We start from the raw sequence: 18209 nt of genomic DNA, 5'->3' as shown, positions 1-18209 counted from the left end.
CCTTGCCGGTGCGCCGAATCAGCGCAGCCGCTCCAGCTCTTCGTCCGTAAGCGGGCGCGATTCCTCTTCCAGCATGACCGGAATGCCGTCACGCACCGGATAGGCCAGGCGCGCACTGCGAGACCACAATTCCTGGCGGTCCGCGTTCCACAGCAAGGGACCGCGCGTCACCGGGCAGACCAACAGATCCAACAATCGCTTATCCATGTTCGGCACTCTTGTCCAACGCGGGCTGTGCGGGCACAGGGGCGCCTTTTCGGGCGTCCCAGCGCTGACGCATCACATCCACCGATTTTCGCACAGACCACAGCGCGTCTGGCGCCAGTTCCAGCACGGCCGGCACGCGCCACAGGCGCGGATCGGCGTAGCCCGCGCACTTGATTGCGTCCTTGTCGGTCATCAGCACCGGAGCGGTATCCCCAAATTCCAGATCCCGCGGACGGAAACGGTGATGGTCGGGAAATGGGTGCATCACCAGTTCGATTCCGAATCGCGTCAACACCGAGAAGAAGCGTGAAGGGTCACCAATACCCGCCACGGCGTGCACCCGCATGCCGGCGAATTCACTCAGTGCCCGGCCCGGGCCGCCTGCCAGGGGCATCGCCGTCTGCACTGTGACGCGCACGCGAATCACCGGCGCGCGGCATTCGGGCACCTCGCTGCCGCCGCCGTTGACGACGACCAGATCCACGGAATCCAGGCGTTGCGGCAGCTCGCGCAGCGGGCCGGCCGGCAGCAGCTGGCAATTGCCGAATCCGCGCCGGCCATCGACCATGCAGATTTCAAGCTGTCGCGACAGTCGGTAATGCTGCAGGCCGTCATCGGCGACCAGCACGTCGACCTGCGGGTGCTGCTGCAGCAAGGCCCTGGCGGCGGCATCGCGGTCCGGTGCCGCGAACAGCGGGCAGGACAGGGTCGCGGCGATCAGCACCGGCTCGTCGCCAAGCAGGGCGGGATCGGATGCCGCGGTCACGGCCTGCGGCCAGGTCTTGGCGCGACCGCCATAGCCACGGCTGATCACGCCCGGGTTCATGCCCCATTCGCGCAGGCGCTCCACCAGCCAGATCACGAACGGCGTCTTGCCGGTACCGCCGACCGAGATGTTGCCGACCACGATGACCGGCACCGGCAATTGACTCGCCTGGAGCCGGTCACGCTCGGCGCGCGATCTCGACACGCCGCCATAGATGCTGGACAGCGGCCTCAGCAGCAGCGGAGCGGAACCGTGGTACCAGCGACGTTCAAGCCACTTTCGCATCGGCTGCGGCGTCCTCGAACTGCATGCGATAGAGCGATGCGTAAAGCCCGCCGGCATCGAGCAGTTGCTCGTGGGTACCGGTCTCGATGATCGCGCCGTCCTGCATCGCGACAATGCGATCGGCGTTCTGGATCGTCGACAGACGATGGGCGATCACCAGTGTGGTGCGTCCCTTGACCAGATGCTCCAGCGCCTGCTGGATGTAGCGCTCGGATTCGGTGTCCAGCGCCGAGGTCGCCTCGTCCAGAATCAGGATCGGCGCGTCCTTGAGCAGCGCGCGTGCGATTGCCAGCCGTTGGCGCTGTCCGCCCGACAGGGTCACGCCGTTCTGACCGACTGCAGTATCCAGCCCGCGTGGCAGATTCCTGATGAACTCCCAGGCGTAGGCGTGCCGGGCGGCCTGTTCGATCGCCGCGCGGTCGGGTTTCGATTCAAGCCCGTAGGCGATGTTCTCGGCAACGCTGGCATTGAACAGACGCACCTGCTGGTCGACCACCGCGATCTGCCGTCGCAGCGCGCCCAGCGGATAGTCGCGCGCGTCCACGCCATCGACCAGTACGGTTCCGGCACTCGGATCGTAGAAGCGCGGCAGCAGGCCCAGCAGCGTCGACTTGCCGCTGCCGGAACGGCCGACGAAGGCCACCGTCGTACCGGCTTCGATGGTGAACCCGATATCACGCAGTACCAGTGGCGCGTCGGCACGGTAACGGAAGTCGACGTCGCGGTATTCGATGTCACCGCGCGCTCTCGACAGCGGCCGCGTGCCCTGGTCCGGCTCGGTTCGCTCGTCCATCAGGGTGAAAATGTTGTCCGCAGCGGCAATCCCTTTCTGCAAACGTTCATTGATCGTGGTGAGCTGCTTGATCGGCCCGAGCAGGGCCAGCATCGCCCCCATGTACGAGACGAACGTTCCGGGCGTGATATCGGCCAGCATGTCCGGTCGGGTCGAAAAGAACACCACGCCCGCGACTGCCCAGGCGGCGATGAACTGCACCAGGGCGGTACTGCTGGCCTGGGTCGCCGTCATCTTCAGCACCAGCCAGCGATTGTGGTCATTGACCTTCTCGAACTTGGCGCGTTCGTAGCCTTCCCCACCGTAGATCTTGACGACGCGATGATTCTGCATCGCCTCGTCCGCCGCATGCGTGATCCCGCCCACGGAATCCTGTATGCGCCGGCCGATCTTGCGAAAGCGCGCGCTCACGAAGCGGATCAGCACCGCGATGATCGGCCCGACAATGATCGTGAACAGCGTCAGCCGCCAGTCCAGATGGAACATCAACCCGATCAGGCCGATCACAGTCAGGCCTTCCTTGAGCACCGTGGTCACGACCGTGGTGGTCGATTCCGCAACCTGCTCGACGTGATAGGACAGCCGCGTGATCAGAGCGCTGGACGGAACGCGGTCGTAGAACGACACCGGCAGGCTCAACAGGTGATCGAACAGTTCCTGGCGCAGGTCGCGAATCACGCGGCGGCCGATCCAGGACATGCCGTAGGTGGAAATGAACGAGGACACACCGCGCAGCAAAAACAGGCCGAGTATCGCCGGCGGCATGATGCGGATGATGAACGGATCCTTCTCGACGAAACTGCCGTCGAGCAGCGGCTTGACCAGATAGATGAAGCTGACATCCGCCAGTGCGAACAGCGCCATGCCCAGCGCCGCGACGATGAACACCCGCCAGTGCGGCGCGGCATATCCGAGCAATCGCTTGTAGGTATCCGCCCCCGTTGGGGAACCGGCCTTTTTTGACGTCATCGAGCACTGAAATTCAGGAGGTCGCGCATGTTAACGCGCTCGGCGTCCGGTTGTGCTCAAGGGCCAGAGCTGCGGAACCTGCCCCCGGGCCTTCGCATGCGCTCAATAGACATCCCGCCGATAGCGGCCATCGGCGGCAAGGCTTTCAAGAAGAGGGCTCCCCAGCACTTGACGCAAGGCTGCGTCCACGCCCGGCGCCATGCCCTCAAGGCTGCCGCAGACATAGATCGCGGCACCGCGGTGCACGAAGTCGTCCAGAGCAGCGCCCGATTCGACGATCCGCTGCTGCACATAGATGCACTGCGCGGTATCGCGTGAAAACGCAAGGTCCACACGCTCGATCACGCCAGTGCGCTGCCAATCTTCGATCTCCTCACGGAAATGGAAATCGTGGCGGGACTGACGCTCGCCGAAGATCAACCAGGCGCCGCCCAGCTTCGCGGCGGCACGCGCCTTGAGATGCGCCCGCAGACCCGCGATCCCGGTGCCGTTTCCGATCAGCAACATCGGCCGCGAACCCTCCGGTGCGTGGAACGCGCTGTTGCGTCGCACACGCACATCGACAGGTCCACCCAGCGGACAATCCAGGGTCAGCCAGGCGGAACCGACCCCATAGCCATCAGCGTGACGCTGCTGGCGCACGAGCAGTTCCAGACGCGCGTCGGCCGGTACCGAGGCCAGAGAATATTCCCGGATCAGGCCGGCACTGCCCGGCAAACGAATCTCGGCAATATCGCCCGCCTGCCAATCCGGCACGGTTCCCATTTCCGGTGCAAGGCTCAGGTGAAACACCGGCCCGCCAGGGCTGCCGGGATTGAGCAAACGGCGCGCTTCCAGCCGCATCCGCAAGAAGGGCTCGGGCACCAGCGGCGGCAGCGCCTCGGTACCCAGTACGGCCAGTGCGTCGTGCCATCGTTCGATCGCTGTCGCATCGCCGTTATCAACTTCCACCGTCTCGAACAACGGTGTCGCCCCTCCCGTGCGCAACAGGGATTCGAATTCGCGACCGAAACCACAGTACTGCGCATAGCTGCGGTCTCCCAGCGACAGCAGTCCATAGCGCAGATCCCGGACCGCGGCGGGCCTACGTCGCAATGCCTCGACGAACGCGCGGGCGTCATCCGGCGGCTCGCCCTCACCGGTGGTGCTGACGACGAACAGCACGGCCTCGGTAGCCGATCGCGGCAGCGCCGCTGAATCCAGGCCTCTAAGATGTATCAGACGAGCACCGATGCCGCCGGCCTCCAGGGACGAAACAGTCTGATTCGCCAGACGCTCGGCGCTCCCCGTCTGGCTGGCGTAGACCACGGCAACCGTGCCTGAAGCGCTCTCCGGAGGCGTGCGCCCGCGACCCCGACGCGCCCAGACACACAGCGACAACCACAGCAGGCACGCGGCGACCGCCACGGCGATCCGATCGGCCCCTGGCATTCGCCAGACGAACGCCGGCTGCCACAGCCAGAGCAGCGCGGCGAGCGCCGCCAGAGACAGCCCCGCCGCGGCGTTACCGATCAAACGCAAGGAACTACTGGGGCAGCACTTCGAGCGTCACGGCATACGCGACGCGCCGTTGCGTGGCCTGCGGTATCGAAGTCTTGTCGTCCTCCAACTCGGCATTGAGCCAGTACATGCCCGGCGCCGGCCAGCTGACTTCGACCTGCCCCTTGTCGTCTGTCGTCAGACTGATTTCGTCCTGCCGATCTCGGTAGCGCGTGCCGCCGGGAACGACCCCCACTTCCAGACCCACAGCGGGCTTGCCGTCCAGAAGGAATCCGAAGCTCGCGGTCTCGCCGCTGTACAGATCATTGGGATGCGTCGAAGGCACCAGTTCCAGGCCAACGCCGCTCGGCTGGAACACAGTCTCGGTCGGCGCCCCGGCAGTGGCATAGGCTTCGGTACGGCCGCTGGATTCGGATACGCGCAGCTTCGTGGCATCCGCAGGCACTTCCTTGGCGAAGCTCTCGGCATCGCCGCGCCAGCGCTTGGGTTCGCCGTCGACTTCCCAACTCGCGAACAGCCCCTGATTGACCAGGGCGATGCGGTAGGTGCCGTCCTGCGCCAGATGCACGTCGAAGCTGCTGCGGAACTTGCCGCTGTACTGGTTTTCGGGCTCGATGCTGCTGCCGTCGGGCGCCGTGATCGTGAGACTGTCGAGCCGGCCCGGCACATGGTTGAAATAGAACAGGTCGTTCGAAACCGCGGCGTCCACGGTGATCCACTGGTCAGATGCCAGCACGGTTGCGCTCGGCAGCAGCCAGAACTTGTGCGCCAGCGCCGCCACCGGCGTGAGACCCAGGCAGGCAGCCATCAGCAGCACGGCACTCGTTCGCTTCAACATGTTCATCTCCAGGTTCGTGTGAGCGCGCGATTCAGGGCGCGATCTTGAGTTCGATACGGCCCAGTTCGCTGTCGCCCTGGGTTTTGTCAGTGAATGTCCCGTCCACGGGCCAGTCGAATTCCAGACTCAGCAGTTCGCGGCCGCCGACCTCGCGCGCCGCCTCCACCTGCAGCCGATAGTGGCCCGGCGTGAGCGCCTTGAGCGCCGCGCTGTCCGCACCGAAGCTCAGCGCGTGAACACCCGGCGCGCGTGTTGCGCTGCTGATGCCGTCGACCGGCATGTCCAGACCGCGACCGCCGCGACGCCACCACTGGCGCAGATCCTTGAGCCACTTGTCACCGGACTCACGGCCGCGCTTGTCCAGTTCGTACCAGACAAACAAGGTTGCCGCCACGCTGCGGTCCTCACGCTCGATCCACGCGGCCACGTAGGGCTTGTGATATTCGGCGACGGACAGGCGCGGCACCTCGACGCTCAGGTCCATTTTGGCGCCCGAGGCGGTATGGGCGGCGCCACTCAGCAACGCGCCGATGATCAATGACAAGCGTTTCATTCAAGCCTCTTCAGTGTATGAACAGCAATGCCAGCAACAGCGGCAGCAGCAGACCGAGCCCCACCAGCGGCCAGGTCGAGCGTCGACGCGATGAGTGCAGTTGCAACAGCAGCAGGCCGGTGATGCAGAACACCACGCAGGCGACTGCGAATACATCGATGAACCAGCGCCACATGACGCCGGTATTGCGCCCCTTGTGCAGGTCGTTGAAATAGGAAATCCAGCCGCGATCGGTCTCCTCGTACAGCAACTCGCCCGATCGCAGATCGACGCTGATCCAGGCGTCGCCGCCGGGCCTGGGCATCGCCAGATAGATTTCGTCCTCGCTCCAGTCGGCCGGCAGACCACTCACCGAATGCGGTACGCGATGGTCCAGCCAGGCACTGAGCGCAGCGGGCAGCGGCGCCTTGTCCGGGCGTGAAGCCGTCTGCGTGCGCAGGGACTCCAGCAGGGCCTCCGGCAACTGCGCCTCCACGGTATCGATCTGGGGTGTGGCACCGATCGAAGCCGCGTGGTTGAGCGTGATTCCGGTCACGGCGAACAGCAGCATGCCGATCAGGCACAGCCCGGAACTGATCCAGTGCCACTGCGTGAGCGTACGCAGCCAGGCCGAGCGCCGTTGCTGACGGCGCGCCGTCTCCAGAATCGCGGCTGGCGGTTCCATCGTGCGCGCTCAGACCTCGGCCCAGCGGCGCAACAGATTGTGATAGGTGCCGGTCAGGCGCAGCACGGCGGCGTGGTCGGGCATCGTCATCGCCAACTGCTGAATCGACTGATCGAGATCCCACAACAGACGACGCTGCGATTCGTCGCGAACCATGCTCTGAATCCAGAAAAACGAGGCCAGACGCTCGCCGCGCGTGACTTCGGTGACATGATGCAGACTGCTCGACGGATAGACCACGAGATGGCCGGCCGGCAGCTTGACGCTGTGGCTGCCATAGGTGTCTTCCACCACCAGTTCGCCGCCGTCGTATTCCGCGGGCTCGGCGAAGAACAGCGTCGCTGACAGGTCGGTGCGGATACGCGCGCCGCTGCCGCGATGCTGTCGTACCGCATTGTCCACATGCGCCCCGAAACGTTCCTTCACACCGTAACGGTTGAACAGCGGCGGAAAGACATGCGCCGGCAGGGCCGCTGCGATGAATCTCGGATTGGCCGACAGGGCTCGCAGTATCGTGGCCCCGACCTCGCGCGCGGCTGCCGAGTCCTCCGGCAGCTGACGGTTGCGCTTGGCTCGCGCCGACTGATGTCCTGAGGTGACATTGCCGTCGATCCACTGCGCGGACTCCAGCTGGCGCCGGCAGTGCGCGAGCTGTTGCGCGTCGAGTACATCTGGAATCGAGATCAGCATTCGAATAGTGACGAAGAACCCGGTCCATTGTGCCGGACCGGGCCCTCGTCGACAGGCTCAGAACGAGAAGTTGGCGGACACCAGAACCTGGCGTCCCGAACCCAATGCCGCATAGTGCGCCGCATAGGCCTTGGTGTAATAGACCTCGTCGGTGATGTTCTGGACGTTGAGCTGCAGTTCGAGGTCCGGCATCAGCGCCCAGGACGCCATGGCATCAAAGCGCCAGTAGTCCGGTATCTTCTTCACCGGGTCGGACGTCAGACTGCCGTAGACTTCGCTGACATAGTTGGCGCCGCCGCCCACGGTAATCGCCGGCGTGATCGCATAGTTGCTGAACAGGGTGAAGCTGTGCTCCGGGGTGTTCGGCAGTTCCTTGCCTTCGGCGACGCTGCCGGTGGCCGCACGGACCAGTTCCGAATCCAGATAGGAATAGCCGCCGAACACTTTCCATTTCTCCGAAATGCTGCCGGAGAAGCTGAATTCGGCACCACGCACGCTGGTTTCGCCGGCGGTGTCGAAGACGTCCGGCTCCACCTCGATGTAGGCGTTCTCGCGCGAAAGGTCGAAGATCGCCGCCGTCAGCAGCAGACGCTGATTGAACAGCTCCCACTTCGCGCCGATTTCGAAGTTTTCCGTCTCTTCCGGATCGATATTGGTGTTGTCGGCGCGGCAGCGCTGTGTGCAGTCGTCCGGAGAGCCTGGGAACGGCGCATCCTCGTCACCCGAACCCAGCGGTGCCGGCGTGGTTTCCGTGCCGTAGGAGGCATAGATGCTGCCAGAGCTGACGGGCTTGTAGACCAAGCCGAGCTGGTAGTTGATGAAGGTATCGCTGGAATGCGCGTTGGCAGCCGGGTCCGACGGCGTTTCGACTTCGGTCTCGTAGCGATCCCAGCGCACACCCAGGCTCGCCTGCCACTGTTCGCTGAACTTGATCGTGTCGAAGGCATAGATCGCCGTCGCATCGGTTTGGTAGAACGACGGCTTGTCGTTGCGCGCGATCGTGCCGGCCCAGGGATCGTAGGGGTTCGGGTTGTAGAGGTCAGTGCAGTCGTAGGACGGCTGGGTCGGGTCGAGCAGCGGATCGTCGCAATTGCGTGTGACGTTGCCGTCCGCATCGACATGCGGATTGGCGCTGGTGATCGTATAGCCGTCCTGCTCCTTCTTTTCGCGCGTGAATTCCACGCCGAAGTCGAAGCTGTGCTCCAGCAACCCGGTGACCAGGCGCCCGGTCAGGTCGGTCTGGTTGGCGATGGTCTTGGTCTGGCTCCAGCGGTTCTTGGTGGAACGATAGACCGATCCATTGGCGACGTTGCCAGCCGAATCGTCCGGGTTGCTCACCACGTAGGAATTGGTCGACTTGCCCCAGCGCGTGGCATTGCGCAGGTGCAGCCCGTTCTCCAGATCATGGTCCACGAACACCGTGGCGATGTCGGTCTCGCCCTCACGGAAATCGCGATTGACCAGACCGTAGAAGCTGTCGGCATCCACACCCAGCGTCTCGGTCGCCGGCACGCCGGTCTCCAGATCGTAGGGAATGCTGTAGTCCGGCATGCTGTTGTCGCTGAGGTGGTAGTAGTCCAGCGTCACACGGGTCGGCGTGCCCAGACCGAAGGCCAGCGACGGGGAAACGCCCCACTTGTCAAAGTCCACCGCACTGTCGCGCCCCGGCGTTCCGCCCTTGGCACCCAGCACGCCAAGACGAAACGCCACGGTGTCGTTGATCGCCCAGTTCTGGTCGATGGTGCCGCGCAGCGTGTCAGCCGTGCCGAACATCAGCGTGCCGCGCGTGAAGTCCTCGCCCTTGGCGGTCTTGGACACCAGATTGACGCTGCCGCCGCCCGAACCGCGGCCGGCATAGACCGAATCGGAACCCTTGAGCACTTCCACCGCCTCCAGGGCGAACACTTCGCGGGTCTGTGAGCCGATGTCGCGCATGCCGTCGACAAACACGTTCGAAGTGGAATTGATGCCTCGGATGATTGGACGATCGGCGATCGGCTGGCCGCCCTCGCCGGCCGCAAAGGTGATGCCCGGCACCTGGCGCAGGGCATCCTGCAACGAGCTTGCGGCGGTATCCCGCAGCAATTCCTCGGAGATCACCGTGAACGACTTCGGCGTATCCAGCAGCGGCGCCGTGAACTTCGGCGACTGCGCCTCATTCACCTTGTAGGGATCGATCGCCTCGCCTTCGACCTGAACAGTCGGCAGAACCTGCACGCTGTCCGCCATTGCAACATCGCCGGCATGGGCATTGTTCGTTTGATCGGCCTGGGCGTGAACCAGGTCCGGCGCGCTGTACAGGCTCAAAATCGCAGTCGCGACGGCCGTGCGGCGAAAAGTCATGCTGATGCTCCCTAATTGATCATCGACGGCACGCTGTGAGGCGTCCGCCTGCAAACATGAGGCGTCGTTATTTCTGATCGGTGTGTTCCGGCCGGCCCTACACCATCCCCGGGCATTGCCGCATGCCTGACACGTTGTGACGCGGGCTCAACGTGAATACGACTTATTCTAATCCAGAATCACATGCGAGATGCAACAGATTCCCATTTGCGGGAGGAAATCAGTCTAAGTCAGCGCGCGAACGGCACTGCTGGATCTGGGGAATTGTTTTGACGGAAGCGCCCGCCGGCGGCCCTGCGCAGTCGCTCAGGAGGCCGGCGTATCGTCGAAGCGACGACGCAGCATTTCGATCCTGTTCCGGTTGACGCCGAAATCCCGATAGCCCAGGCGGGAAATCGAGCGCACCTCGACCCGTCCGTCGGCTCGGTACAACAGCTCCACGTCGTCGTGGAAATGCATCTTCGGCGTCTGGAATACGGCGTGCAGATACCCCTGAAGTTCATGCTTGATGCTGCCGCCCATGGCCTGGATCTGGTCACGCAGACGACGCATCGTCTCCTCACGGCCCAAGGCGCTGTTCAGCGGCGCGATCGTGTGTATCGCGTCGCCCGCCATCGACGACACGCAGCTGGGGCGCGGCGGACAGGCGGCGAAGTCGCCGGTCAGGGCAAACAGATCGTCGGGCGTCGACAGCGTCTTGTAAATCCCGTAGGCACCGCCCGCGATCAGCAGCACGATCACGATATTGACCAACAGCCGCATAGGGTTCCCCTGTCCGATTCAGAGCGTCGCGCTCTCGCCGTGTGTCGGCAGCAGCAGTTGCGGATCGAGCCGCGACTCACGCCAGTTGTAGCGAAAACACAGGTGCGGCCCCGTGACACGACCGGTGGCCCCGACGGCACCGATGGTCTGACCGCGCTTCACTTCCTGCCCCGGTTTCACGTCCAGCCGAGACATGTGCAGATAGGTCGAACTGACGCCGGCACCGTGATCGATGATCACCGTTCCGCCGGTGTAGTAAAGGTCCGGGTCCGCCATCTCGACCACGCCGCCGGCGCTGGCGACGATCGGCGTTCCGGTCGGCACCGCGATATCCACACCGTAGTGCGGCTGCTTGGGCACGCCATTGAGGATGCGCTGGCTGCCGTAGACGCTGGACAGCGGTCCCTGCACCGGCCACACGAACCCGTCCGCAAAGTCCGTGCGCGGCAATTCATGCGAACGCGCAGCCTTGACCCGATTCGCATCGTCGGCGATGCGGTCGAGCACCGCCTTGGGCGGAGTCACCATCTTGTCCGGCAGACCGTCGATGCGTTGCACCGGGTAGTCGCGCTGAGCGACGGAATGCGTCTCGGTATGTTCGTGGCCCTGCGCGTCACGCACCCGAATACTTGCCAGTGCCGGATCGTCGCGATGGAAACCGAAGACGAATACGCCGTCCGAAGAAACCGGCAGCGCCTGCTCGTTGAACCAGACCTGGGCGCCCGCGTCGGTCTGACCAACGATCAGGCCACCCTGCTCCCACTGGCCATCCATCTTCAGAGACTGGGCCTGCGCCAGCGGCGTGACGGCCGCGCAGCAACACAACAGCAAGACCGCTCGCAGCATCGACGTTTTCCCGGTAGTTGGCGCATGCATACATTAACCCGGCATCCTGAACTCGCAAACGGTACTCAGCCTCCTTCCTTCCAGGACTCCAAAGCTCGGAGCAAGGCCTGTATCTCCTCGCGCAACGCTCCCAGTTCATCCCGTTTACTCGTATCTGTAGTGGATGTCATCGACGTACGGCCGCAACTCCGCGCAGCCGCGCAACAGTAAAGTGCGAAAAGCCGAGTGGCCCTCGGGTTAGAATTCTGCAATGCACCCGCTGATCGAAAACAATCGAAATACCATTGCCGAGCTGTGCCGCCGCCACGGCGTGCACCGGCTGGAAGCGTTCGGCTCGATTCTTCGTAGCGGGCGTAGGGTGGGCACGCTACGCTTTGCCCACCCTACAGCTCAGGCCTTGTGAAGGCCGGCGCGCCAGATCAGAAACGCGTAGTCACGCGCGACTTCATGCAGGCGCTCGTAGCGACCGGACTTGCCGCCGTGACCGGCGCCGAGTTCGGTTTGCAGCAGGATCGGAGCATCACCGGTGTTCGCCTCGCGCAATCGTGCGACCCACTTGACGGCCTCCCAGTACTGCACCTGCGAATCCCACAGGCCCGTCGTGACGCGCATCGCCGGATAGGCCTGCTCGCGCACATTGTCGTAGGGTGAATAGCCACGCATCCAGCCGTAGGCGTCGGCCTCGGACGGGTCGCCCCATTCGTCGTATTCGTTGGTCGTGAGCGGCAGGCTGTCGTCGAGCATGGTGCTCAGCACGTCGACGAACGGCACGTGCGCCAGCATGCCGGCGTACAAATCGGGACGCAGGTTGGCGACGGCGCCCATCAGCAGGCCACCGGCGCTGCCGCCGCTGGCAAACAGGCGGTCACGCGCGGCATAGCCTTGTTGCACCAGCCATTCGCTGACGTCGATGAAGTCGTGGAAGCTGTTCATCTTGTTGGCGAGCCGGCCGCCGTCGTACCAGTCGCGCCCGAGTTCCTCGCCACCGCGCACATGCACGATGACGCAGACGCAGCCACGATCCAGCAGGGCCAGACGAGAGCTGGAGAAGCTCGGGTCCAGCGACAGACCGTAGGCGCCGTATCCATAGACCAGCGCCGGCGCAGTGCCGTCCAGCGCCGTACCGCGCCGGTAGACGATGGATACCGGCACACGCGCGCCGTCGCGCGCGGTGACGCGCCGGTGTTCGCTGACATAGTCCGATTCGTCAAAACTGCCCAGCACGGGCTGGCGCTTGATCAGCCGCTGTTCGCCGCTGCGCAGATCGAGTTCGTAGGTGCTGGCCGGGCTGGCGAGCGAGCTGTGCACGTAGCGCAGCACCGGGGCGTCGAGTTCCGGCAACGCATCGAGCATCGTGGTGGCGGCATCGGCGCTGGCGTGGTCCGGACCCAGCTGCTGATCCAGCGTTCCGTCCCAGCTGAGACGACGCAGCCGCAACAGACCATCGACGCGTTCGTTGACGAACAGCCAGTTTCGGTGCACGTCGAAGTCCTCGATCACCGCGTCGTCCCGTCCGGCGATGAGTTCGACCCAAGTTGCGGAATCGCCGGCCGAACATCTGGGCGCGCGTACCAGCCTGAAGTTTCGCGCCCCGCGATTGCTGCGAATGATGAAGTCCTCACCCAGCGGCTCGGCTTCATATTCATGCGCCTGCTCGCGCGCGATGACGGGCTCGAAGTGAAACTCCGGGCCGCCGGCATCGGCATAGCGGCATTCCGAGGTCAGTGTGGCGTTGAGGCCGATCAGCAGCCAGCACCCGTCCTTGGACCGCGAAACGCCCATGAAGAAGCGGTCGTCCTCTTCGCGGTACAGCAAGCGGTCTTCGACCTCGCCGAGCCGGTGCGCCATGACGCGATCACCCAGCAGGGTTTCGGGGTCTTTGGCGATGTACAGCACGGTTTGACTGTCGTTGGCCCAGGCCAGGTCGGCCTCGGCGCGGACGATTCGATCCGGCAGGTCTTCACCGCTGTGCAGATCGCGAATGCGGATTTCATACTCGCGGCGGCCGACCCGGTCGATGGCATAGGCCATCCAGCGATTGTCCGGGCTGATCTCGTAGTGGCCCAGTTCGAAGTAGTCACTGCCCTGTGCCATGCGGTTGCCGTCGATCAGGATTTCTTCGGCCGCGTCCAGGCTGCCGGCCTGGCGAAGGTGGATCACGTACTGCTGATCGGGCGCGTAGCGGGCCGTGTACCAGTAGCCGTTGTCGAACACCGGCACGGAGCTGTCGTCCGGTTTGAGACGCGCCACGATCTCGTCGTAGATCGCCTGCTCCAGCACCGCGTGCGGAGCCAGTACCGCGTCGCAGTACGCATTCTCGGCGCGCAGATGCGCCAGCATCTCGGCATCCTGGCGCGTGTCGTCGCGCAGCCAGTGGTAGGGATCCGCGCGCGTGCCGTGGGCGTCTTGATGCTCGTGAACTGTCCGGCGCGCGCGCGGGGGCGTCGGCGGTGCGCTCATCGCCGTTGCACGCGCCAGGCGTTAAGGCCGATCGCCAGCAAGGTGACGGCGGTCAGCGGCAGAACGAGCCAGGCCAAAGTGGTGCTGAACGCTCCCAGCAATTCATGCTGGGTCGAGCGCAGAATCAGGTAGGCGGTATAGATCACGTAGTAGGCGAAAAACAATCCGCCCTCCCAGCGGTCGATGCGATGCCCCGAAAAGAAGATGGGCAGACAGGCCACGGCCACTGCGATCATTACCGGCAGATCGAAATTGATCGCGTCCGCCGGCACGCTGATGCCATCCGGCGCAACGATCGAGGCGATACCCAGCACCGACAGCAGATTGAAGATGTTGCTGCCCACGGCATTGCCGACCGCAATGTCGCGCTGGCCACGAATCACGGCCATCACCGAGGTGGCGATCTCGGGCAGCGAGGTACCGACCGCGATCACGGTGAGGCCGATCACCAGTTCCGACCAGCCCAGCAGCGTCGCGATCGTGACCGCCCCGCTCACGAACAGATTCGATCCGCCGACCAGGGCGGCCAAACCCAGCACGATCAGCAGCAGATCCTTCCATACCGGTGCAGGTTTGGCGCCCTCCTCGCCGATCGCGTCCTTCAGCTCCTCAGGGACCTCACCGCCGGAGCGACGCGACTTGATCAGCAAAAAACTGACATAGCCGATCAGCCCGACGAACAGCAGCACACCGTCGCCGCGCCCGATCCGCCCGTCGAGCCCCAGCACGAGCACCAGCACCGAAATTCCGATCATCAGCGGCACATCGAGGATTACCAGCTGACGGTGTACCACCAGCGGCGCCACGATCGCGGCAAGGCCCAGGATCAGCAGGACGTTGCAGATATTGCTGCCCACGACATTGCCGAGCGCGATGTCGGCGCTACCGGAATACGCCGCCTGCACCGAAACCGCCAGCTCCGGCGCGCTGGTGCCGAAGGCCACCACGGTGAGGCCGACGATCAACGGCGCAACGCCGAAACTGCTGGCCAGACGTGCGGCGCCGCGCACCAGCCATTCGGCTCCGAACACCAGCAACACCAGACCCGCAACCAGTTGTGCGGTGATGATCAGCATTCCATGAGGCTCCGTGTACCCGGAATCATCCGGGGCGCAGATCAGGTGGTAGGGCTTCGGCCGTCAGCAGGGCGATCGCCTCGTCCAGCGGCAAGGTCTTCTGATGCTGCGTGCCCAGACGGCGCAAGGCCACGGTGCCATCCTCGGCTTCCTTGCGGCCGATCACGGCGATCACCGGGATTCTGCCGACGGAGTGCTCGCGCACCTTGTAGTTGATTTTCTCGTTGCGCAGATCGAGTTCGCTGCGCAGGCCCGCCTTGGCAAAAGCGGCCTGGACAGTGGCCGCATAATCGTCGGCATCCGAGACGATGGTCGCGACCACGGCCTGCACCGGCGCGATCCACAGAGGGAAGGTGCCTGCGTACTGCTCGATCAGAATGCCGATGAAGCGTTCCATCGAACCGAGCACGGCGCGGTGCAGCATCGCGGGCCGCTGACGCGAACCGTCCTCGGCCACGTATTCCGCCTCGAAGCGCTCCGGCAGATTGAAATCCACCTGTACGGTGCCGCATTGCCAGGCGCGGCCGATGGCGTCGTGCAGGGTGAACTCGAGCTTCGGGCCATAGAACGCGCCCTCGCCCGGTTGCAGCGTGTAGTCCACGCCCATCATCTCGCAGGCCTTGACCAGTTCCGCTTCCGCGCGGTCCCAGACTGCGTCGGCGCCGATACGTTGCTCGGGCCGGGTCGAGAGCTTCACGTCAACCTTGTCGAAACCCAGTTCGCGATAGACCTCGAAGATCAGGCGGCCGGCGTTGGCCGCTTCCACCGGCATCTGCTCGGGCGTGCAGAAGATATGCGCATCGTCCTGGGTGAAACCGCGCACGCGCATCAGGCCATGCAGGGCGCCGGACGGCTCGTAGCGGTGGCAGGAACCGAATTCGGCCATGCGCAGCGGCAGGTCGCGATACGAGGTGATGCCCTGGTTGAAGATCTGCACATGACCCGGACAGTTCATCGGCTTGAGCGCGAGCGAGCTGTGATGGTTTTCGCTTTCCTCGACCTCGGCGATGAACATGTTCTCGTGGTATTTCTCCCAGTGGCCCGATCGCTCCCACAGCTTGCGGTCCAGCAGCAGCGGCGTCTTGACCTCGACATAGCCCTTCGCGCCGATCTTGCGGCGGATGTAGGCCTCGAGCGAACGGTAGATCGAATAGCCCTTGGGGTGCCAGAATACCTGGCCCACGGCCTCTTCCTGGATGTGGAACAGGTCGAGTTGCTTGCCGAGGCGGCGGTGATCGCGCTTCTCCGCCTCCTCCATCATGTGCAGGTAGGCCTTGAGATCCTTGTCGTTGGCGAAGGCCACGCCGTAGATGCGCTGCAGCTGCGCATTGTTGGCATCGCCGCGCCAATAGGCGCCGGACACCTTGGTCAGCTTGAAGGCGCTGCCGAGCCGCCCGGTGGATGGCAGATGCGGCCCCATGCACATGTCCAGCCAGTCGCCGCCCTGACGATAAATACTGAGTTCTTCATCCGGCGAGATGCCTTCGCGAATCCACTCGGCCTTGTACTTTTCGCCGATCTTCTGGAAATAGGCGATCGCCTCGTCGCGATTCCAGACTTCGCGTGCGATCGGCAGGTCGCGCTGCACGATCTCGCGCATACGCTTTTCGATGGTTTCGAGATCGGCTTCGGTGAAGGGTTCGTCACGCGCGAAGTCGTAATAGAAGCCCACTTCGGTGGACGGGCCGAAGGTGATCTGCGTGCCCGGGAAAAGTTCCTGAACCGCCTGCGCCAGCACGTGCGCGGCGTCGTGGCGCAACACTTCCAGCGCTTCGGGCTGATCGCGGGTCACGATCTCGATCGCGGCGCTCTTTTCGATCGGCCGCGTCAGGTCCCGCTGCGCACCGTCCACCTTGACGATGATCGCCTTCTTGGCGAGTCCGGGGCTGATGCCCTGGGCGATTTCGAGCCCGGTCACGGGCATATCGAACGACTTCTTGTTGCCGTCCGGAAAACTGATTTCGATAGACATGTCTTCTTGTGTCGCTTTGGACGCCTTCCTCCGAGGGGGAAAGGCGCGCGGTTGCTTATGCTCTCAAACCGATGTGATTCAGTGCGGCGCCGAGGCGCATGATTGTTCGATCGCGCCCCAGCAGACGCAGGGTTTCGTCGATCGGCGGCGACACCGCCATGCCGGCCACGGCGACACGGATCGGCTGCGCCACCTTGCCGAGGCCGACGCCGTGCATTTCGGCCACGCCATGAACGGCGCCGTGGATGGCTTCGGCGTCCCAGACCGGTAGCGCGCCGAGCCGCTCGATCAGCGCCTTGAGGATGTCGGCGGCGGCGATCGTCAGATGCTTGGAAGCATCCTTTTCGTTGTAGGACTCGATCTCCGAATACAGAAAGGCGGATTTCTCGGCCATTTCCAGCAGCGTGCGGCAGCGCTCGCGCTGCGCCAGAATCACCTCGGACAGTGCCGGACCGGCCGCCGGATCCAGATTCATCCGGCGCAGATGCCAGTCGAATTCGGGTTCCACCACCGCCAGATCGGCGGTCTTCAGATACTGGTGGTTGACCCAGTAGGCCTTCTCCATGTCGAATCGCGCCGGCGCGGACGAGACGTGGTCGAAGTCGAAGTACCGCTCCATTTCCTCGCGCGTGAACAGCTCCTGGTCGCCATGACTCCAGCCGAGGCGCACCAGATAATTGAGCATCGCCTCCGGCAGGAATCCCATGGCGCGATACTCCATCACGCCGAGCGCGCCATGACGCTTGGACAGCTTGGCACCGTCGCCGCCGAGTATCATCGACACATGCGCGTAGGCCGGCGGCTCGGCGCCGAGCGCGCGGAAGATGTTCATCTGGCGCGGCGTGTTGTTGACGTGATCGTCACCGCGAATGACATGGCTGATCCCCATGTCCAGATCGTCCACCACCACGCAGAAGTTATACGTGGGCGTGCCGTCGGCGCGGGCGATGATGAGATCGTCCAGCTCGCGGTTGGCCACCGTGATCCGGCCCTTGATGAGATCGTCGATCACCACATCGCCATCGACCGGGTTGCGGAAGCGCACCACCGGCTTCACGCCGTCCGGCGGCGCCGGCAAGGTCTTGCCGGGCTCGGGACGCCAGCGGCCGTCATAGCGCGGCTTTTCCCTGTTGGCCTGCTGCTGCGCGCGCAGGGCGTCCAGCTCTTCTTTCGAGGCATAGCAGTGATAGGCCGTCCCGGCTTCGAGCATCTGCGCAATCACCTCGCGATACCGATCGAAGCGCTGCGTCTGGTAGACGATCTCGAAGTCGGACTTCAGGCCCAGCCAGGCCATGCCCTCGAAGATCGCGTCCACCGCCGACTGGGTCGAGCGCTCGCGGTCGGTATCCTCGATGCGCAGCAGAAACCTGCCGCCACGGCGCCTGGCATACAGGTAGGAGAACAGCGCGGTGCGGGCACCGCCGATATGGAGAAATCCGGTCGGGCTGGGGGCGAAGCGAGTGACGATGGACATTTCGAAGAGGT

16 protein-coding genes are annotated in these 18209 nt (G+C 64.1%); 1 reads left to right on the top strand and 15 read right to left on the bottom strand.

The window, feature by feature from the left end:
* Positions 1 to 18: 18 nt before the first annotated feature.
* The 11 genes from RM530_RS09790 to RM530_RS09740 all read right to left on the bottom strand — a co-directional run bounded on the left by RM530_RS09790 (position 19) and on the right by RM530_RS09740 (position 11216).
* Positions 19 to 207 carry a Trm112 family protein gene (locus RM530_RS09790; protein WP_311365045.1) on the bottom strand — a complete coding sequence of 63 codons (189 nt, stop codon included), beginning with the start codon at positions 205 to 207 and terminating at the stop codon, positions 19 to 21.
* A complete protein-coding gene (lpxK, locus tag RM530_RS09785; RefSeq protein WP_311365044.1) occupies positions 200 to 1258 on the bottom strand; it encodes a tetraacyldisaccharide 4'-kinase in 1059 nt (352 codons plus the stop codon). Before lpxK ends, RM530_RS09790 begins: the two co-directional genes overlap by 8 nt.
* The gene (gene msbA, locus RM530_RS09780) at positions 1242 to 3020 is read right to left on the bottom strand and encodes a lipid A export permease/ATP-binding protein MsbA (protein ID WP_311365043.1); all 1779 of its coding nucleotides are present in this window, start codon (positions 3018 to 3020) and stop codon (positions 1242 to 1244) included. The genes lpxK and msbA overlap by 17 nt, the downstream gene beginning before the upstream one ends.
* Before the next feature lie 102 nt (positions 3021 to 3122).
* Positions 3123 to 4541, bottom strand: coding sequence for a sulfite reductase subunit alpha (locus RM530_RS09775; protein ID WP_311365042.1), 1419 nt, complete (start codon positions 4539 to 4541; stop codon positions 3123 to 3125).
* Between the two features lie 4 nt (positions 4542 to 4545).
* Positions 4546 to 5358, bottom strand: coding sequence for a DUF4198 domain-containing protein (locus RM530_RS09770; protein WP_311365041.1), 813 nt, complete (start codon positions 5356 to 5358; stop codon positions 4546 to 4548).
* A 31-nt stretch (positions 5359 to 5389) separates the two neighbouring features.
* Entirely contained in the window at positions 5390 to 5911 is a 522-nt protein-coding gene (locus RM530_RS09765; protein WP_311365040.1) for a DUF2271 domain-containing protein, read from the bottom strand.
* A 10-nt stretch (positions 5912 to 5921) separates the two neighbouring features.
* Positions 5922 to 6575 (bottom strand): PepSY-associated TM helix domain-containing protein, encoded by a 654-nt coding sequence (locus RM530_RS09760; RefSeq protein WP_311365039.1) that lies wholly within the window; start codon positions 6573 to 6575, stop codon positions 5922 to 5924.
* A gap of 9 nt (positions 6576 to 6584) precedes the next feature.
* Positions 6585 to 7265, bottom strand: a complete 681-nt coding sequence (locus RM530_RS09755) for a Fe2+-dependent dioxygenase (RefSeq protein WP_311365038.1) — start codon at positions 7263 to 7265, stop codon at positions 6585 to 6587.
* Between the two features lie 57 nt (positions 7266 to 7322).
* Positions 7323 to 9608 carry a TonB-dependent receptor gene (locus tag RM530_RS09750; RefSeq protein ID WP_311365037.1) on the bottom strand — a complete coding sequence of 762 codons (2286 nt, stop codon included), beginning with the start codon at positions 9606 to 9608 and terminating at the stop codon, positions 7323 to 7325.
* Positions 9609 to 9914: 306 nt separating this feature from the next.
* Positions 9915 to 10370, bottom strand: a complete 456-nt coding sequence (locus RM530_RS09745; protein ID WP_311365036.1) for a DUF1499 domain-containing protein — start codon at positions 10368 to 10370, stop codon at positions 9915 to 9917.
* 18 nt (positions 10371 to 10388) lie between these two features.
* On the bottom strand, positions 10389 to 11216 hold the full coding sequence (locus tag RM530_RS09740; RefSeq protein WP_311365035.1) for a M23 family metallopeptidase: 828 nt from the start codon (positions 11214 to 11216) through the stop codon (positions 10389 to 10391).
* Positions 11217 to 11466: 250 nt separating this feature from the next.
* On the opposite strand from RM530_RS09740, the gene RM530_RS09735 reads away from it, so the two are divergent.
* Positions 11467 to 11619 carry a hypothetical protein gene (locus tag RM530_RS09735; protein ID WP_311365034.1) on the top strand — a complete coding sequence of 51 codons (153 nt, stop codon included), beginning with the start codon at positions 11467 to 11469 and terminating at the stop codon, positions 11617 to 11619.
* Here RM530_RS09735 and RM530_RS09730 read toward each other — a convergent pair.
* From RM530_RS09730 to gltX, 4 genes are read right to left on the bottom strand one after another with little or no spacing between them, the layout of a single operon-like run.
* Positions 11607 to 13676 carry a S9 family peptidase gene (locus RM530_RS09730; RefSeq protein ID WP_311365033.1) on the bottom strand — a complete coding sequence of 690 codons (2070 nt, stop codon included), beginning with the start codon at positions 13674 to 13676 and terminating at the stop codon, positions 11607 to 11609. The two genes, RM530_RS09735 and RM530_RS09730, sit on opposite strands and share 13 nt — an antisense overlap.
* Positions 13673 to 14752, bottom strand: coding sequence for a calcium/sodium antiporter (locus tag RM530_RS09725; RefSeq protein ID WP_311365032.1), 1080 nt, complete (start codon positions 14750 to 14752; stop codon positions 13673 to 13675). The genes RM530_RS09730 and RM530_RS09725 overlap by 4 nt, the downstream gene beginning before the upstream one ends.
* Positions 14753 to 14777: 25 nt before the next feature.
* Complete coding sequence (gene thrS / locus RM530_RS09720) at positions 14778 to 16724, bottom strand: threonine--tRNA ligase (protein WP_311365031.1); 1947 nt, start codon at positions 16722 to 16724, stop codon at positions 14778 to 14780.
* A gap of 55 nt (positions 16725 to 16779) precedes the next feature.
* On the bottom strand, positions 16780 to 18198 hold the full coding sequence (gltX, locus tag RM530_RS09715; protein WP_311365030.1) for a glutamate--tRNA ligase: 1419 nt from the start codon (positions 18196 to 18198) through the stop codon (positions 16780 to 16782).
* Positions 18199 to 18209 lie beyond the last annotated feature (11 nt).

It is taken from the genome of Banduia mediterranea (assembly GCF_031846245.1).
Lineage (GTDB): Bacteria > Pseudomonadota > Gammaproteobacteria > Nevskiales > Nevskiaceae > Banduia > Banduia mediterranea.
This window is presented reverse-complemented; position numbering and strand designations above follow the sequence as displayed.

What these genes read in the sequence shown, in the direction of transcription:
- RM530_RS09790 (WP_311365045.1), bottom strand. Translation starts at nt 207, where the DNA reads ATGGATAAGCGATTGTTGGATCTGTTGGTCTGCCCGGTGACGCGCGGT.
- lpxK (WP_311365044.1), bottom strand. Translation starts at nt 1,258, where the DNA reads ATGCGAAAGTGGCTTGAACGTCGCTGGTACCACGGTTCCGCTCCGCTG.
- msbA (WP_311365043.1), bottom strand. Translation starts at nt 3,020, where the DNA reads ATGACGTCAAAAAAGGCCGGTTCCCCAACGGGGGCGGATACCTACAAG.
- RM530_RS09770 (WP_311365041.1), bottom strand. Translation starts at nt 5,358, where the DNA reads ATGTTGAAGCGAACGAGTGCCGTGCTGCTGATGGCTGCCTGCCTGGGT.
- RM530_RS09765 (WP_311365040.1), bottom strand. Translation starts at nt 5,911, where the DNA reads ATGAAACGCTTGTCATTGATCATCGGCGCGTTGCTGAGTGGCGCCGCC.
- RM530_RS09760 (WP_311365039.1), bottom strand. Translation starts at nt 6,575, where the DNA reads ATGGAACCGCCAGCCGCGATTCTGGAGACGGCGCGCCGTCAGCAACGG.
- RM530_RS09755 (WP_311365038.1), bottom strand. Translation starts at nt 7,265, where the DNA reads ATGCTGATCTCGATTCCAGATGTACTCGACGCGCAACAGCTCGCGCAC.
- RM530_RS09750 (WP_311365037.1), bottom strand. Translation starts at nt 9,608, where the DNA reads ATGACTTTTCGCCGCACGGCCGTCGCGACTGCGATTTTGAGCCTGTAC.
- RM530_RS09745 (WP_311365036.1), bottom strand. Translation starts at nt 10,370, where the DNA reads ATGCGGCTGTTGGTCAATATCGTGATCGTGCTGCTGATCGCGGGCGGT.
- RM530_RS09740 (WP_311365035.1), bottom strand. Translation starts at nt 11,216, where the DNA reads ATGCTGCGAGCGGTCTTGCTGTTGTGTTGCTGCGCGGCCGTCACGCCG.
- RM530_RS09735 (WP_311365034.1), top strand. Translation starts at nt 11,467, where the DNA reads ATGCACCCGCTGATCGAAAACAATCGAAATACCATTGCCGAGCTGTGC.
- RM530_RS09730 (WP_311365033.1), bottom strand. Translation starts at nt 13,676, where the DNA reads ATGAGCGCACCGCCGACGCCCCCGCGCGCGCGCCGGACAGTTCACGAG.
- RM530_RS09725 (WP_311365032.1), bottom strand. Translation starts at nt 14,752, where the DNA reads ATGCTGATCATCACCGCACAACTGGTTGCGGGTCTGGTGTTGCTGGTG.
- thrS (WP_311365031.1), bottom strand. Translation starts at nt 16,724, where the DNA reads ATGTCTATCGAAATCAGTTTTCCGGACGGCAACAAGAAGTCGTTCGAT.
- gltX (WP_311365030.1), bottom strand. Translation starts at nt 18,198, where the DNA reads ATGTCCATCGTCACTCGCTTCGCCCCCAGCCCGACCGGATTTCTCCAT.